We start from the raw sequence: 16,204 nt of genomic DNA on the forward strand, positions 1-16,204 counted from the left end.
AATGAAAGGATTCTTCAATCTTAGTCACCTCTCTGCGGGATTTACCACGGTTTTGGTCGGATACACCAGTTCGGTGGTGATCGTGATCCAAGCCGCCACAGCCTCAGGTGCCAATCCAGCCCAAATCGAAAGTTGGTTGCTGACTCTAGGCGTGGTGATGGGGCTAACGTCAATCCTTTACTCTTGGTTTTACAAAACGCCAATTGTCACGGCGTGGTCAACACCTGCGGCAGTCATGCTGGCGGCATCGGCGGGGCAATATTCATTACCCGTGGTGATTGGCGCGTTTATGCTCTCTGGCGCGCTGTTTACTTTGACGGGCATGCTCGCGCCTTTGACACGCGCCCTGAGTAAAATCCCAGTTCCTCTAGGTACGGCTATGCTTGGTGCTATTTTGCTGCCCTTTTGTGCCAAAGCCTTCACCCCACTGACCGATACTCCCGCACTCTTTGCGCTTTTATTTACTAGCTACTTACTGGCTAAGCACTTTGTTCCTCGATACACCATGTTGGTGCTCTTGCTGGTCAGTCTTGGCAGTGCTCTCGCCTTGGGAAGCTTTCAGCATGCGGATCTGGCGCTGCGGATCGCCATGCCAATTTGGGTAACGCCGGAGTTTGATTGGCTCGCCATGCTCAACCTTGCCCTGCCGCTCTACCTCATCACCATGCTTTCACAAAATTTACCGGGGATTGCGATGCTCAAAAGCTATCAGTATGACGCACCAATCAAACCGATTTTGGTGGGCACGGGATTGGCGACCCTGATGAGTGCGCCTTTTGGCGGCTTTAGCGTCAACTTAGCCGCCATTTCGGCCGCCATCTGTATGAATGAGGATGTCGATCAAGACAAAACACAACGCTACCGTGCGGTACTTTGGGCTGGAGGATTTTATTTATTGGCAGGGATTTTTGCTGCCCTCGTCGTCAATCTCTTCCTCGCGCTACCCAAACCTATTTCAGCCATGCTCGCTGGTTTAGCGCTGCTCGGTACATTGATGATGTGTTTACAGAGCGCGTTTAAAATCGATGAGTACCGCGAGCCTGCGCTACTGACTTTTGTGATCACGCTTTCTGGTGCCACCTTGTTTGGAATGAGCGCGACGCTGATTGGCCTTGTGATCGGATTGGCGTACTTACGGTTGACGACTCGCCCACGACCATAAACTCAACCAGCAGCGGATAAGTTTAATCTTATAGCGGAGTGAACTGCGTTTGGTTGGCGGCCAACCACGCTTTCACCGCCGCACGAGAGACTTTAATTCCCCCATCCAGCAAAGCATCGGGGAGTAAAAAGTACATGATAGGCCATTTGAATTTTTCGAGTTTACCTTGGCACCAAGTATCACCGATGGCTTGACACCACTCGGCCTCACTACGAATCACGGCGACGGGTCGCGCACCAAACTCACTATCTTGAACGGGTATTACGATCGCCACTTGCACATGAGGGTGCTGGTTTAACACCGCTTCTATTTCTTCACAGTGAACATTTTCACCGCCAGAGATAAAAAGATTATCCGCTCGGCCATCAATCAACAGGTTATTGCCCTGCCAGCGACCGAGATCTTTGCTGTCAAACCAACCCTGCTCATCAGTGAGCGGTACTAGCTGCCCTTGCCGATAATAGCCTTGTGCCAGCGTCTTCCCAGCAATGAAAATCCTCCCATCAACAAGGCACAGCTCGCGATGATCCAAAAGCTCACCATTACCTGCAAGTCCATCGACCCGCTTTGCCGTCACGGTGGAGGCGGCTTCGGTCATGCCGTAGCCCAGCCAAGTATCAATACCGCGCGTTGCCGCCATTTGAGCGAGATCAACAGGGATATGGCTGCCGCCGAGCAGAACACGTTTGAGCGTCAATGGAGAGCTGCTATCCAACAAACGTTTAAGCTGAGTTGGCACCAATGAAGCGTGAGTGACGCCAGCAATATCGTTTTGCAGATCGCCAGTGCCGATCTTGAGTGTGGCTCCGACAGCAAGCCAGCGATAGAGAATAGCCACACCAGAGATATGATACAGCGGCAAACTGAGTAACCAACTGTCTGATTCGGTAAAAGCAAACTTGTTCAGTAAGCCGCGCGCCGAAGCCACATGTTGCTGATGAGTGTGTGCCACCGCTTTAGGTGTCCCCGTCGAACCTGAAGTGAAAATTAATGTCGCCAGTTGTTCACCAGAAAACTGGCTAGAGACTTTCTCACCACCAACGGATTCATCCCGCTCATCGGGCAAACTCAGACGATGAGCATTAAGCTCCGCAATCTCTTCTTCACTCAATGCGCAAGTTGGCGCTAACCAGAGATGCTTCGGGCTTTGCTCGGCATAGAGTGTGGAGAGCTTTTCCTGCAAACGCGCCACAGGTTGAGGCGCAAGAAAGGCGCACCGCGCGCCCACTTGAGTGCAGGCCAAAAACCACAGCACAGTGTGCAGATGATTTTTCCCGACCAGCGTCACCACTTCCCCCGACCGAACCCCTTGCTCACGCAGCACTTTAGCGTAGTGCGCCACTTGGCTATCTAATGCTTGCCAAGTCAGCGTTTGCCCAGCATGATTCAGCGCAACCTGCTTGGGGTCACGCTCAAGCCAAGGCTGCCAAAGGCTCACAGAGCAGATTCCGAGCGCCATACGATTGACTGCTCTTGCAGGGCAACCACAGGCAGTGAGCTATTTGGCCAAGGCGTTTCGAGCTGAGCACGGAATAATCCCATCGTATCCAGTCCCGGCACTTCATTAGGCAGCAGTTTATGCGCTAAACGTGCTAACTGGTTCAAGCCCAAGCTCGACTCTAAGCTAGAGCTGATCACCGCTTGTAGCCCAAGTGCTTTGGCTTTCTCAATCAAAGCCTCCACACGATACACCGAGCCAATCAAGGTTGGTTTGATGACAATGGTTTTGACACCTAACAGATTCTCTAAAGCAAAATCCGCATCGCGAACCGCTTCTTGTAAGGTTTCGTCCCACGCAATTGCAATCCCGGTATCAATCGAAAATGCGATGCTTTCGCTTGGCGATTGGCACGGCTCTTCCAAAAACGCGATTCGACTGCGTAACGACGGCGCAACGTATTGAGCAAACTTGAGCGCTTTGGCAGGAGTCCACGCGCGATTGGCATCCAAACGCAGGGTCAAATCCGGCATTGATTCCAAGAACAGGTTGACCAGCATGCCATCCCGAATCGGCTCATATAGCCCCACTTTGACTTTAGCGACTTTCTGCCCCGGTAAGTTGTTCAATACCGGCAGCAGCTCATCCGGATCGCCCGTGCACAGCGGCGCAACATAGTAGTTGCCTTGTGCCGGCAGCGCTTGTTCTAGCTCGTAGTGCGCCATCGAAAGACCAAAAGCGACCGAAGGGTGCTGTGCATCCCACTCGATAGCGTGACCTTTAACCCACTGCTCAAGCAGCGCTTGTGCTTGTAAGCCGGCGTCTTCCAGCGTTTCACGGCTAAAGCCAGGCAACGGTGCAATCTCACCGCGTGCAGTACGGCCGTTTTCGGTCAGTTCGACAATAAAACCTTCACGCTGAGTCAGTTTCTCATTGCGAAGGATGACACCGCTATCCATCGGCAGTTGGTAGCGATAGAGGGTTGCATGACGCATGTGGATCTCTTCCTATATCCAATACATTCACATAAACCGACGTTTATGTTCAAAGAGAAAGAGCGGCAGGACGCCGCTCTGAAAAGCATTATGGGTTACGTGGGAACTTGTTGAAGTCCGGACGGCGTTTTTCATTAAACGCGTTACGGCCTTCTTGCCCTTCTTCAGTCATGTAGAACAGCATGGTCGCGTTGCCAGCCAGCTCTTGCAGACCCGCTTGGCCATCACAGTCCGCATTGAGTGCCGCTTTCAAGCAGCGAATCGCCATCGGGCTGTGTTGCAGCACTTCGCGACACCAGCGCACGGTTTCTCTTTCCAGCTCTTCCACTGGCACAACCGTGTTCACCAGCCCCATATCCAAGGCTTCTTGGGCATTGTAGAAACGGCACAGGAACCAGATTTCACGCGCTTTCTTCTGGCCGACAATACGCGCCATGTAAGAAGCACCCCAGCCGCCATCGAATGAGCCGACTTTCGGGCCCGTTTGACCAAATTGTGCATTTTCTGCTGCGATGGTCAGGTCACACATCATATGCAGCACATGACCGCCGCCTACCGCCCAGCCAGCCACAGCCGCAATCACAGGCTTTGGACAAGTCCGGATCTGACGTTGGAAATCGAGCACGTTCAGGTGGTGAGTGCCGGAATCATCGCGGTAACCGCCGTAGTCACCACGAATTTTCTGATCGCCACCGGAGCAGAAGGCATCTTCACCTAAACCGGTCAGGATAATCACACCCACTTTGTCGTCATAACGCGCATCCGCCAGTGCATGGATCATCTCTTTGACGGTCAATGGACGAAACGCATTGCGTACTTGTGGTCTGGCGATGGTGATTTTGGCAATCCCATCGTCGGATTTGTGGTAGTGGATATCTTGATAGTCACCGGTGCAGTCTTGCCAAATCACTGGTGCGTAGAGTTCTTGCTCAGAAATGCCTGTAGTTTTAGCCATGGTGGTTCCCATTGTCGTTATCACTCAATCGATTATTGAGTGGATCATCGCTTGTACAATCTTGGCAAACGCTTGCGGCTGTTCGTGGTGGACATTGTGTCCCGCCTGCGCAACCTGACTGTAACTTAACCCGCTACTCTCGGCGAGTTGCTGAAATTTACTGTCTTGCTCACCACACACGTAATGGATGGGGAGCTTAAGAGCCTGCAGTGCTGGCAATAAATAGGGCTGCTTAGCCAGACTTGTCGCCAGTAACATATGTGCTACTGATGAACCAAGATTAGCACTACGTTGCGCAATCAAAGTTTGTCTTTGCTCATGATTTAGTGAACTAAATACCGCTTGTTGATACCAATCGCTCAACACATGCTCAATCGGTTGCTGACTGAAGCGCTGCGCCCACTGCTGATCATGTTGCCAACGCGCTGCTTTTTCCTCATTCTCTTGCAACCCGAAGTGACCACCTTCGATGATCGCCCCTCGCAGATTAAAACGCGAAAAAGCCCCCTGCACTAATCCATTCATGATTAATCGCCCGCCGAGCGAATAGCCAACCAAAATGACTGGAATCTCAGGAGTAACATGGGCTTGTACGGTTTGCTCGATCATTTCGACCGCTTCGGCAAAATCATCACAATGCCGTTCTGGATTTGCGCCGTGGTCTGGAAGATCCAGCGTCAATACTGCGCACTGAGTGAGCGCTAAATGAGAGAGAACCGGTTGCCAATCCGCACCACTGCCAAGCAAACCGTGCACCAACACCACCAAGGGTGTTCGCGCAGTAGGCTTGGCAAAGTGCAGTTGACTAGAGAGCATGGAGTTGCGACGTCAATTGTCTGATGTGCATGGAGGCTTGCTGCGGCGGGGTTTTCACCTCGATAAGCAAAGCACCTGCACCGTGTGCAAAATGATCTTCCACTAAGGTTTGGTAGTGCTCTAAGGTTTGCGCCGCGCAATACGCTAAACCAAATTGTGAGGCGGCGTGAGCAAAGTCCATTCCATGCGGCATTTGATAGAGCGCTTCGCGCTGCTCACTCGGCACAGGCAGGAGATCGAAAATCGCTCCGCCGTCGTTATTGGTCACGACTATCACGGTCGGCTGCGCAGGATTGCGCATCAACGCGAGCGAGTTGAGATCGTACAGTAGCGAGGTATCTCCCAGCAGCATCAGTAGTGGCTTGTGCCGCGCACGTTGCACCCCTGACGCTGTGGCGACTATGCCATCAATGCCAGATGCGCCACGATTAGAAAACACTTCACGCCCATCAAGCGCGCTGAACATATCCACCAAACGCACAATCAGGCTGTTGCCCAAAAACAGATCAGCTTGCGTAGCGCGCTCAGTTAAATCTAACGCCAGTGCGACTTCACTCAGGGAAGAAGAGGAGAAATGCAGTTGCGCCAGTTGGCGAACCGACTGCGCATAATGGGTTAACTCATCGGCCCAACCTTGCTGGGTATGTTGACCCGCTAAGCGTTTGCTGAGCACAACGTCTACCCAGTGGCTAATCTCACACACCCACTGCTGCTGCATGGCGTGCCAAGGGTTATTGCGTGCGCTGTGCGGCGCAATGTAATGATACTCGCCAAGACCCGTGGCGCACCACGCTTCTAACCACTGCAACAGACGTTTGGAGACAACCCGCGAACCAAATTGAACCACACATTGAGCTTGATTGAGCTGTTCACGTGCTTTGGGATGCTGCAGCCAGAGATCAAAATGTGCCCATTGGCTACTGATGCCCGATTGCGGATCGCACAGTAGCGGCCAGCCCATCGCTTTGGCAAAGCGCTTTGCCGCTTGAGCCTCTTGCACGCTCAGCGAGCCAACAATTACCACCCCTTTAGTCAGCAAGCCATCGATTGTTGCGGGAACACTCCGCACTAATCCTTGATGAACTTGGGTATACGGCCGAGCTTGCTCACGCCAACGCTGAACAGGTTGTAAATAAGGTTGATAAATTGCCTCATCCCCAGCCGAATACAAGGGCTCAGGAAATGGGCAATTGATGTGTACGCTTCCACCGAGTAGGGCTTGACGCGTCATGACTTCATCAATCGAAGTAAGTAGCCAAGAAAGTGGATGATGGATGGCAGGACTAGGCAGCTCCAGCGATGCCGTGACATGAGATGAAAAAATCCCAGATTGCACAATGGCTTGATTGGCACCACACCCCACCAGCTCAGGCGGACGATCCGCCGTAAGTACCACTAAACGTTCACCGGTGAGTTTGGATTCAGCAATGGCTGGTAATAAGTTCGCCACTGCAGTGCCCGAAGTTACAATCACCGCAACAGGCTGTTGGCTGGCTTTCGCTAAACCAAGCGCCATAAACCCTAAGCCGCGCTCATCATAGTGTGTATGTAACGTGAAAGCCGTATTCGCATTAGCCTCAAGCGTCAACGGGGTTGAACGAGAGCCCGGAGCCACACAGACTTGTGTCACCCCCAAACGGCTTAACTCTTCGAGTAACACTCGCGACCAAAGGCGGTTCAATAAAGCTTGATCGTGGTTCATGATGCCACTCCCAGCGGTAAGCGGTCGGTTATCAAGCTCAATAAGGTAGAGAGCTTTTTATCCAGCTCCTGCCATTCATGTTCAGCAATCGAGCCCGGCACAATGCCAGCGCCTGCATAGAGCTGAACTTGTTTATCCACCACTAAAGCACTGCGGATCGCCACACAAAACTCGGCTTGCGCATGGCTAAAATAACCCATGGAGCCTGCGTACCAGCCGCGTGCAAAAGGCTCATTTTCCGCGATGAAGGCCAGTGCCGCTTGACGAGGTAAACCTGCAACCGCAGCGGTAGGTTGTAATGCGCCCAGTAACTGCACGCCATTGACCCCAGATTTAAGCTGCGCATCAATGCGTTTTTTCAGATGCTGCACTTTACGCAATCGCACCAGTTGCGCTTCTCGCTGGGTATGGATCTGCTCGGCGTGTGGCGCGAGGCTTTCGATGATGTCCTCTACCACTAACTGATTTTCATTGAGGTTTTTACTGTCATGCGTCAGCCAGTGAGCCAGTTCCATATCTTGCGTCGCATTAGCTCCCCGACCAATCGTGCCCGCTAAAGCTTCGGTTTCCAGATTCTGTCCATGGCGTAGGTAGAGTCGCTCTGGGGTTGACCCCATAAAGCTGTGGCGAGAATCGAGAGCCAAAAGAAAGTGAAAGCTGTGGTGATTTTGGGCATGGCTAGCTTTGAGCAGCTGCGCCGCACTGAGCGATGCATCCAACGTCAGGGTAGTTTTACGCGCTAATACCACTTTTTTGAACTGTTGTTCGGTGATCCCCGCCAGCACTTTTCCCACCAAATCATGCCATTTAGCCGCCGTTGGCGTGTGTTCGACACGAGTGACGTGCGCTGTCATCGAACGCAAAGTGGGCACTTCCACCAGCAGTTTTTGCAGTGCGGTCAGCGTGCGCTGCGGCTCATTATTGATATTGACCGCGAGTAACCACTGTTCATCCCGTCGAATCAGTTCAATCTGTGGTAGAAAGAAGAAGGAAGACATGCAACGCGGATTTTTGGCAGTATGCCCATCAAAGGAGCGTCCACCCCATACTCGCTGCTCATCGCCTAAAATCGCATACGCCGGAGCAGGATCGGTAAACGTGTACACCTGACCGAGCGCGACCACTTCTTCACGAGTATCACGCGATTGCCAGTAAAATTTTGGGAAAATCGGTTGGGCATCAAGCCAGTCAATCAGCGCAAAGGGTGGCTTATCGGCCAACGGCTGAGTAAAACGAACATCATGATCCTTCGCGCCACGGATGTGCTCCATCAATTGAGCAACGGCCTGATAAAAATGCAACAAAGCGACCTCGTACGGGGAGAGATTCGGTAAACTGCGGCTACTCTATTGAGAGAGCCTTATGAAATCAAGGCTATGGGGTATCTTTTACTTCGGCAAGTGATCGAGGCAACATGTCTTCTGATTTTAAAACCAGGTTGTCTTAGATTTTTATTCTAAAAAATGGCAAGTTAGTGTAGTTTGATCAAGAAAACAGATTATTTTCAGGAACATTACAATGCAAAATATCGGGATGTCGTCAAAACTCGATAATGTCTGCTATGACATTCGAGGACCAGTGCTTAAACATGCTAAACGCATGGAAGAAGAAGGGCATAAAATACTGAAGCTTAACATCGGTAACCCTGCCCCGTTTGGTTTCGACGCCCCAGACGAGATCCTAGTCGATGTGATCCGTAACCTACCCACTTCACAAGGTTACTGTGACTCGAAAGGCATTTATTCCGCTCGCAAAGCGGTGGTGCAGTACTACCAGAAAAAAGGTATCCGCAGTCTGGACGTCGAAGATGTATACATCGGGAACGGTGCATCCGAGCTTATCGTGATGGCGATGCAAGCCCTGCTCAACAATGGCGATGAAATGCTGGTACCCGCCCCTGATTACCCACTGTGGACAGCCGCGGTGGCACTTTCTGGCGGCAAAGCCGTGCACTACATCTGTGACGAAGAAGCCGATTGGTATCCCGATCTCGATGATATTCGCAGTAAAATCACTCCAAAAACCCGTGGCATTGTGCTGATCAACCCCAATAACCCAACCGGCGCGGTGTACAGTCGTGATTTCTTAATGGAGATCGTCGAGATTGCCCGCAAGCACAAGCTGATGATTTTCGCCGATGAGATTTACGACAAAGTGCTGTACGACGGCGCCGTGCATACCTCAATCGCCACCTTAGCGGATGATGTATTAGTCGTCACCTTCAACGGCTTATCCAAAGCTTACCGTGTTTGTGGTTTCCGTGGTGGCTGGATGTTCCTGACTGGCCCCAAACAGCAAGCACAAGGCTACATTGCAGGGCTCGATATGCTGGCCTCGATGCGCTTGTGTGCCAACGTGCCAATGCAACATGCGATTCAAACGGCGCTTGGTGGCTATCAAAGTATCAATGAGCTGATTTTGCCAGGCGGCCGACTGCTCGAGCAGCGTGATCGCGCATGGGAGCTGATTAACCAAATCCCGGGGATTTCTTGCGTGAAGCCAAAAGGCGCGATGTACCTGTTCCCGAAAATTGATACCAAGATGTATCCGATCAAAGATGACCAGAAAATGGTGCTTGATTTCCTAGTGCAAGAAAAAGTGCTGCTGGTACAAGGCAGTGGTTTTAACTGGCCAAAACCGGATCACTTCCGGATTGTGACTCTGCCACATGTGGAAGATCTGGAAATCGCCATCAGTCGCTTTGAACGCTTTATCACCACTTACAGCCAATAATTCACTGGCAGCAAGTTGCAAAATGACTTGCGATTGTAGGTAGGCGAAACAGGCTCTCTTTCGATACACTGAAGAGAGCCTGTTTTTTTATCTTCTTTTCAGCGTCATCGGCCCCTGAAAAGCCAATCCATCAGCAAGGAAGTGAGAGTGCTATGCAAGAGAGCCATTTTTTCGCCCACCTCGCGCGCATGAAACTGATTCAGCGCTGGCCATTAATGCGTTCCATCTCCAGTGAAAATATTTCTGAACACAGCCTGCAAGTCGCCTTTGTCGCTCACGCGCTGGCGGTGATCAAAAACAAAAAATTTGGCGGAACGCTCAACCCTGAGCGCATTGCTATTCTCGCCATGTATCACGATACCAGCGAAGTGCTGACGGGGGATTTGCCCACGCCCATCAAATATTTCAATCCCGAGATCGCCAAAGAGTACAAAAAAATCGAAGCGGCGGCCGAACGGCGTTTATTAGAGATGCTCCCAGAAGAACTGCGCGACGATTTTCGCCCGTTTCTTATCTCCAATGCGGCCGATCCCGATGAAAGCGCCATCGTTAAGCAAGCCGATGCGATTTGCGCCTATTTGAAATGTTTGGAAGAACTCAGCGCAGGTAACCATGAATACGCTCAAGCGAAAAAACGCCTTGATGTGACGTTGCGTGAACGGCACAGCGAAGAGATGGAGTACTTCCTGCAAACCTTTGCTCCGAGTTTTGAACTAACACTGGACGAAATCAGTTAAGCCACAGTAAGTTAAGAACTCAATAGTTAACGTGTTGTAAGTAAAAGAAAGTTCGTGCAAGGAGTAACGCGATGCAAGTATCCCTAAACCCTGAGTGGTTAGCTCGTAACAATGATGAGCACAAAATTCGCCGCAACGATCATCGCAGCCCATTTCAGCGCGATCGCGCGCGTATCCTCCATTCAGCAGCGTTTCGGCGCTTGCAAGCCAAAACCCAAGTCCACGGAACGAGCCTAAATGACTTTCATCGCACTCGCCTCACTCATTCACTGGAAGCGGCGCAAATCGGTACCGGCATCGTCGCGCAAATTAAACTCAAACAACCGGAGTTTCGTGAGCTATTACCCTCTGATAGCTTGATTGATTCACTCTGCCTTGCGCACGATATCGGGCATCCTCCTTACGGGCATGGCGGTGAAATTGCGCTCAATTATATGATGCGCGATCACGGTGGCTTTGAAGGCAATGCGCAGACTTTTCGTATCGTCACCAGCTTAGAGCCTTACACTGAGCATCACGGCATGAACCTGTCGCGCCGCACGCTACTCGGGCTTTTGAAATACCCTGCGTTGCTGAGTGCCACGCGCGCTGCAACACCACCTCCAGCGGTCGCCCACCAACGCCAACTGAAAGCTAAAGATTGGTCGCCTGCAAAAGGCATCTACGATTGTGATCTCGCGAGCTTGGACTGGGTGCTGGAGCCGCTGTGTGAAAGTGACCATGAATTGCTGGGGCAAATGCGCGCAGAACCAAGCTCCCCCAAAGAGCATCGTAAAACCCGCTTTAAATCGCTCGATTGCTCGATCATGGAACTTGCGGATGACATCGCTTACGGCGTGCATGATCTGGAAGATGCGATTGTGCTGGGTATGGTAACCCGCGCGCAGTGGCAAGAAGCCGCAGCGGCGCAGCTTGCCGAGTGTGGCGACCCTTGGTTTGAAGAACATATTGCCGAGCTCAGTGAGATGCTGTTTTCTGGCAAACACTATGTGCGCAAAGATGCGATTGGCGGCATTGTGAATGCGCTTTTAACCAGTATCAGCGTGAAACCAGTGGAAGCGCCATTCCATAATGAACTGTTGGCGTTCAATGCTTATATCGAGCCGCACATGGGCAATGCGCTTGAAGTGCTCAAGCACTTTGTAAGCCAATACGTGATTCAAATTCCGCAGGTACAGCGCTTTGAATACAAAGGCCAGCAACTGATCATGGATTTGTTTGAAGCATTGAGCGCTGACCCAGAGCGCTTACTGCCACAAGCCACCGGTGAAAAGTGGCGCAAAGCCCAAGAGCAAGAGGAAGGCATGCGCGTGATCTGCGATTACATTGCCGCGATGACGGATGCTTACGCGCAGCGACTGCATCAGCAGCTCTTCTCAGCGCAGAGTCATTACTGACGGTAATTTCGCTCGAAAACGCCTTCCGGCATCTGATCGATCTGATATTGAATCATGGCATCAAACACCTTGAGCAGTGGTGAAAAGTCACGCTCAGGTTGCCATTTTTGGAGCAGATGATACCCCGCCTCCACAGTCGAAAGCGCGGTATCATCCGGCGCTTTACGAATTCGGTAATGTCCAACACACTCGTCCGGCAAATGTAGGCTCGGTAAGTCATGCAGTTGAGTGTTGATTTGCCACATCTTGTAGGCTTTTTTCCACGTCCCATCGAGCAAAATCACCCGCGTTTTGCGCGCTGTCACAAGGCTTATCTCGGTGCACTCTTGCGCCTGTTCATTCGGATAAAGCACATAGTGGTCCACATCTGGCTCTGCCAGCAGTTGGTTTAACTCGTCATGCTCACGAAAATCTTCGCCCACCAATAGCCGACAATTAGCCAATGACAAGCTGAGAATGCGCGCGGTACCGAGTGGGCGCTTTTGTTCCGTTGGGTGCTGAAGAATGATAAGCTCAACCGCACTTTCCAGCGCGACAATGGACGGACACAAGCACGCTTTACGCGCTTTACCACACTCGGAACAATAACGGGACATGACGTGAATCTTTACCTGCTGTTATTGGCAATAAGCCTGTTGAGTTTAAGTTTGCAGTGGCCACCACTGCATGAGCTGACTCTATGGCACTTCAGCGCCATAGAACAAGGTCAATGGTGGCGCATCCTAACAGGAAACTTCGCACACACCAACTTTGCCCACTGGGCGATGAACCTTGCCGCATTATGGATCATCAGCTTTGTGTTTAAACCCACAGCACGTCAGTTACTGATCCCTCTGCTACTGACTAGTCTTGCGGTGGGAGTGATGATTCTCGCCTCCGACATGCAGTCTTATGTTGGGCTCTCCGGCACCTTGCATGGTCTGTTTGCTTACTACGCGCTGAATGAAGCACTGAATGGACGACGCAGCAGTTGGCTGTTAGTGCTTGGCGTTATCGGAAAAGTCGCATGGGAACTGTGGTTTGGCGCATCCGCTAGCACCGCAGAGCTGATTGGCGCACGAGTAGCGACGGAAGCCCATTTAGCCGGTTTAGTCAGTGGCTTATTACTCAGCGTCATGCTGTTTAGCTTGCGAAAGAGAGTGCGAAAAAAAGACTAGGACTTCAATTCGCACCTACATCGTTTAGCTATTCATATTCAAAACCACTTGGCGCGGTAGGGAAGCGAATAAACTTCACCAAAACGCTGCGCCAAGTAGGAAGGGGATTATTTCGAGACGAGCGTATTAAGCTTCTCGCCAAGTAATGGTAAACGCCACCCTTGCATTAAATCTGGCAAGCGGGCTGGGTCGCGATCGCGCTTCCATACCCAACTCAGCAGTTGGTTAAGCTGTTTTTTCGAGGCCAGAAACTCGGTCGCGAGGCCACTGGTGTTCGAAACGCTCTTTACTTCATCTTTTAGACGCTTAAACAGCTGCTTGTAACCTGGGTATTCCATGATCGGCACAATTTCTGGCGGATACGCATCGGCAGGGGTTTCTAGCGCAGCCTTCACCATGGTAATGATTTTGCTGCTGTGACGACGAATCGCATGCGGATCAACCCCCTCTTCTTCCATCCGTTTCGGACTACGTAGCGCCAAACGCGAAATGGTCAGTAAGTCCGTTTCTTTAATCACGAAGTTGAGCGCCAAATCTCGGTTTACCGCTTCATGGTAACGCCATGTGGCTAAGGGTTTGAGGATCGCCAGCTCTTTAGGCTTAAGCTGCCAAGCCCCTTTAATATCTAGATAAGCGAGCTCTGGGTTGCTGACTTTGGTGCGTTTGGCCACTTGCAGTTCACTTTCTTGCAATGCCGCGTCCCACCAGCCGGCTTGGGTCACTCGCTCGACCAGTTTTTCGTACATTGGCAGCAGATAGAACACATCGGCCGCGGCGTATTCCAATTGCTTGTCACTCAGCGGGCGTGCTAACCAATCGGTACGCGATTCGCTTTTGTCTAACTCCACTTGCAGTTGGTCTTGCACTAACGCGGCAAACCCAGTGGATAAACCATAACCTAAAAATGCAGCCATGATTTGGGTATCGACCATAGGGAAAGGCGTGCAGCCAAACGCATTCTGGAATACTTCCAAATCTTCGCCACAAGCGTGCAGCACTTTCAATACCGAAGTGTCTTGCAATAACTCGACAAACGGTGTCATTTCATCCAGCACGGTGGGATCAATCAGTGACAGGCTTTCCCCATCAAACATCTGGATCAACCCCAGTTGCGGAAAGAAGGTACGGGTGCGGACAAATTCGGTATCCAGCATCACCACATCCGCATCACGGGCAGCAAGACAGACTCGTTGTAGATCGCCAAGTTGGCTAATAATTTGATAATTCACAGATAACTCGCAGTTGTTACTCAAAAGAAGAGGCACTTCATTTGAAAGAAAATGCCGGCAATCACGGCCGGCATTCTAAAATAAAAATACTCGCAGCTGGGTACAGCTTATGCGCTTTGCTTCGCCTTTGCTGCCAACTGTGCGTCATTTTCTTCACGCAGCACACGACGCAGGATTTTGCCCACGTTGGTTTTTGGCAGATCGTCACGAAATTCAACCAGTTTTGGCACTTTATAACCGGTCAGATGCTTACGACAGTGAGCAATCACTTCGTCTTTGGTCAGGCTCGGATCGCGCTTCACCACATAAATCTTCACCAATTCGCCAGAAACATCGTTAGCCTGACCAATCGCTGCGACTTCTAGCACTTTGCCGTGCAGCGCCACCACATCTTCGATTTCATTCGGATAAACGTTAAAGCCTGAAACCAGAATCATGTCTTTCTTTCGATCCACAATGTGGATCAAACCTTGGTCATCGAATTTCACGATATCGCCGGTTGAAAGCCATCCCTCAGCATTGAGCACTTCTTTGGTCGCTTCAGGGCGCTGCCAGTAACCTTGCATGACTTGTGGGCCACGCACTTGCAGTTCACCAACTTGATCGTTAGGCACCACATTACCCGCATCATCCACAATCCGCACTTCGGTTGACGGTACTGGCAAACCAATCGCGCCCGTGTAATCGGTCAAATCGTATGGGTTGCCGGTCACCAGTGGCGAACACTCGGTCAGACCATAGCCTTCGAGCAAATGGACACCGGTAGTCTTTTTCCAACGCTCAGCAACAGCGCGTTGTACTGCCATACCGCCACCAACCGCTAACTTCATATTTTTGAAGTCGAGCTCGTGGAAATCTTCGTTATTAACCAGCGCATTAAACAGGGTGTTTACACCGGTAATGGCTGTAAATGGGTACTTTTGCAGCTCTTTCACAAAGCCCGGAATATCACGCGGGTTAGTGATCAATAAGTTGCGGCCACCCATTTCAATAAACAGCAAGCAGTTTACGGTTAAGGCAAACACGTGGTACAGCGGCAGTGCAGTGACCACCAACTCGCGCCCCTCTTGCAGCACAGGGCCATAAGCCCCTTTGGCTTGCAGCACGTTCGCAACCATGTTGCGGTGGGTCAGAATGGCGCCTTTCGCCACACCCGTTGTACCGCCAGTGTATTGCAGGAAAGCAATATCTTCACCGGACATAAACGGCTTCACGTATTGCAGACGGCGGCCTTTGTGCAGCGCTTTACGCATCGAAATCGCGCCCGGCAGATCGTACTTAGGTACCATGCCTTTGACGTATTTCACCACGAAATCGACAATTGTGCCTTTGGCGCGTGGCAGCATCTGTCCAAGACTGGTCAGCACCACATGCTTGACCTGTGTATTGGCAACGATCTGCTCTAAGGTGTTAGCAAAGTTTGAGACGATCACAATCGCGCGCGCATCCGCATCATTCAGTTGATGCTCTAGCTCTCGCGGAGTGTAAAGTGGGTTGACGTTCACGGCGATCATGCCAGCACGCAGAACACCAAACAGCGCCACAGGGTATTGCAGCAAGTTCGGCATCATCAGAGCGACGCGATCACCTTTTTTCAGCTTGAGATCGTTTTGTAAATAAGCCGCAAAGGCGCGGCTGCGCTCTTCCAGCTTACGGAATGTCATCACCGCGCCCATATTCATGAAGGCTGGCTGATCCGCGTACTTATGTACCGATTGTTCAAACATTTCGACCAGTGATGGGTACTGATCAGGATTAATGGTTTCCGGTACGTCTTTCGGATAACGTGAAAGCCAAGGTTTATCCACGGTAATACTCCTCGTTATTGGCTGGCGCTATTCTTGTTGTTGTCATCATGCAGTAGTTATGCAAATGCTGACCGC

Annotated in this window: 14 protein-coding genes; 5 read left to right on the forward strand and 9 right to left on the reverse strand. The window is 51.3% G+C overall.

Translation table 11 applies throughout. The features are described from left to right. Position 1 precedes the first annotated feature (1 nt). Complete coding sequence (locus R4537_RS13880) at positions 2 to 1,162, forward strand: benzoate/H(+) symporter BenE family transporter (protein WP_071178481.1); 1,161 nt, start codon at positions 2 to 4, stop codon at positions 1,160 to 1,162. Between the two features lie 28 nt (positions 1,163 to 1,190). Here R4537_RS13880 and menE read toward each other — a convergent pair whose 3' ends face one another. From menE to R4537_RS13910, 6 genes are all read right to left on the reverse strand, one after another. Then, the gene (menE, locus tag R4537_RS13885; RefSeq protein ID WP_071178482.1) at positions 1,191 to 2,621 is read right to left on the reverse strand and encodes an o-succinylbenzoate--CoA ligase; all 1,431 of its coding nucleotides are present in this window, start codon (positions 2,619 to 2,621) and stop codon (positions 1,191 to 1,193) included. Further along, the gene (gene menC, locus R4537_RS13890) at positions 2,597 to 3,595 is read right to left on the reverse strand and encodes an o-succinylbenzoate synthase (protein ID WP_071178483.1); all 999 of its coding nucleotides are present in this window, start codon (positions 3,593 to 3,595) and stop codon (positions 2,597 to 2,599) included. Before menC ends, menE begins: the two co-directional genes overlap by 25 nt. A gap of 88 nt (positions 3,596 to 3,683) precedes the next feature. After that, the gene (gene menB, locus R4537_RS13895) at positions 3,684 to 4,550 is read right to left on the reverse strand and encodes a 1,4-dihydroxy-2-naphthoyl-CoA synthase (RefSeq protein WP_001918720.1); all 867 of its coding nucleotides are present in this window, start codon (positions 4,548 to 4,550) and stop codon (positions 3,684 to 3,686) included. Positions 4,551 to 4,574: 24 nt separating this feature from the next. Further along, positions 4,575 to 5,366 (reverse strand): 2-succinyl-6-hydroxy-2,4-cyclohexadiene-1-carboxylate synthase, encoded by a 792-nt coding sequence (gene menH, locus R4537_RS13900; protein ID WP_071178484.1) that lies wholly within the window; start codon positions 5,364 to 5,366, stop codon positions 4,575 to 4,577. Further along, positions 5,356 to 7,068 carry a 2-succinyl-5-enolpyruvyl-6-hydroxy-3-cyclohexene-1-carboxylic-acid synthase gene (gene menD / locus R4537_RS13905; RefSeq protein WP_071178485.1) on the reverse strand — a complete coding sequence of 571 codons (1,713 nt, stop codon included), beginning with the start codon at positions 7,066 to 7,068 and terminating at the stop codon, positions 5,356 to 5,358. The genes menH and menD overlap by 11 nt, the downstream gene beginning before the upstream one ends. After that, on the reverse strand, positions 7,065 to 8,372 hold the full coding sequence (locus tag R4537_RS13910) for an isochorismate synthase (RefSeq protein ID WP_071178486.1): 1,308 nt from the start codon (positions 8,370 to 8,372) through the stop codon (positions 7,065 to 7,067). Before R4537_RS13910 ends, menD begins: the two co-directional genes overlap by 4 nt. A gap of 214 nt (positions 8,373 to 8,586) precedes the next feature. Between R4537_RS13910 and R4537_RS13915 the strand changes: the two genes are divergently transcribed. The 3 genes from R4537_RS13915 (at position 8,587) to R4537_RS13925 (ending at position 11,935) form a co-directional block, all read left to right on the forward strand. Next, positions 8,587 to 9,801, forward strand: a complete 1,215-nt coding sequence (locus R4537_RS13915) for a pyridoxal phosphate-dependent aminotransferase (RefSeq protein WP_001179463.1) — start codon at positions 8,587 to 8,589, stop codon at positions 9,799 to 9,801. Positions 9,802 to 9,953: 152 nt separating this feature from the next. After that, positions 9,954 to 10,538 (forward strand): 5'-deoxynucleotidase, encoded by a 585-nt coding sequence (gene yfbR, locus R4537_RS13920; RefSeq protein WP_071178487.1) that lies wholly within the window; start codon positions 9,954 to 9,956, stop codon positions 10,536 to 10,538. A 71-nt stretch (positions 10,539 to 10,609) separates the two neighbouring features. Next, positions 10,610 to 11,935: an anti-phage deoxyguanosine triphosphatase gene (locus R4537_RS13925; RefSeq protein WP_071178488.1), complete on the forward strand. Its 1,326-nt coding sequence runs from the start codon at positions 10,610 to 10,612 to the stop codon at positions 11,933 to 11,935. Here the strand turns inward: R4537_RS13925 and R4537_RS13930 are convergent. Beyond that, positions 11,929 to 12,531 (reverse strand): tRNA-uridine aminocarboxypropyltransferase, encoded by a 603-nt coding sequence (locus tag R4537_RS13930; RefSeq protein ID WP_071178489.1) that lies wholly within the window; start codon positions 12,529 to 12,531, stop codon positions 11,929 to 11,931. The genes R4537_RS13925 and R4537_RS13930 overlap by 7 nt on opposite strands. A gap of 3 nt (positions 12,532 to 12,534) precedes the next feature. Here R4537_RS13930 and rrtA point away from each other — a divergent pair, with 3 nt between their 5' ends. Then, entirely contained in the window at positions 12,535 to 13,092 is a 558-nt protein-coding gene (gene rrtA / locus R4537_RS13935; RefSeq protein ID WP_001055415.1) for a rhombosortase, read from the forward strand. Between the two features lie 107 nt (positions 13,093 to 13,199). On the opposite strand, the gene rnd is transcribed toward rrtA, so the two are convergent. Next, positions 13,200 to 14,321, reverse strand: coding sequence for a ribonuclease D (gene rnd, locus R4537_RS13940; RefSeq protein ID WP_071178588.1), 1,122 nt, complete (start codon positions 14,319 to 14,321; stop codon positions 13,200 to 13,202). A 107-nt stretch (positions 14,322 to 14,428) separates the two neighbouring features. Further along, a complete protein-coding gene (fadD, locus tag R4537_RS13945) occupies positions 14,429 to 16,129 on the reverse strand; it encodes a long-chain-fatty-acid--CoA ligase FadD (protein WP_000360594.1) in 1,701 nt (566 codons plus the stop codon). Positions 16,130 to 16,204 lie beyond the last annotated feature (75 nt).

This window comes from Vibrio paracholerae, from assembly GCF_037672085.1.
Lineage (GTDB): Bacteria > Pseudomonadota > Gammaproteobacteria > Enterobacterales > Vibrionaceae > Vibrio > Vibrio cholerae.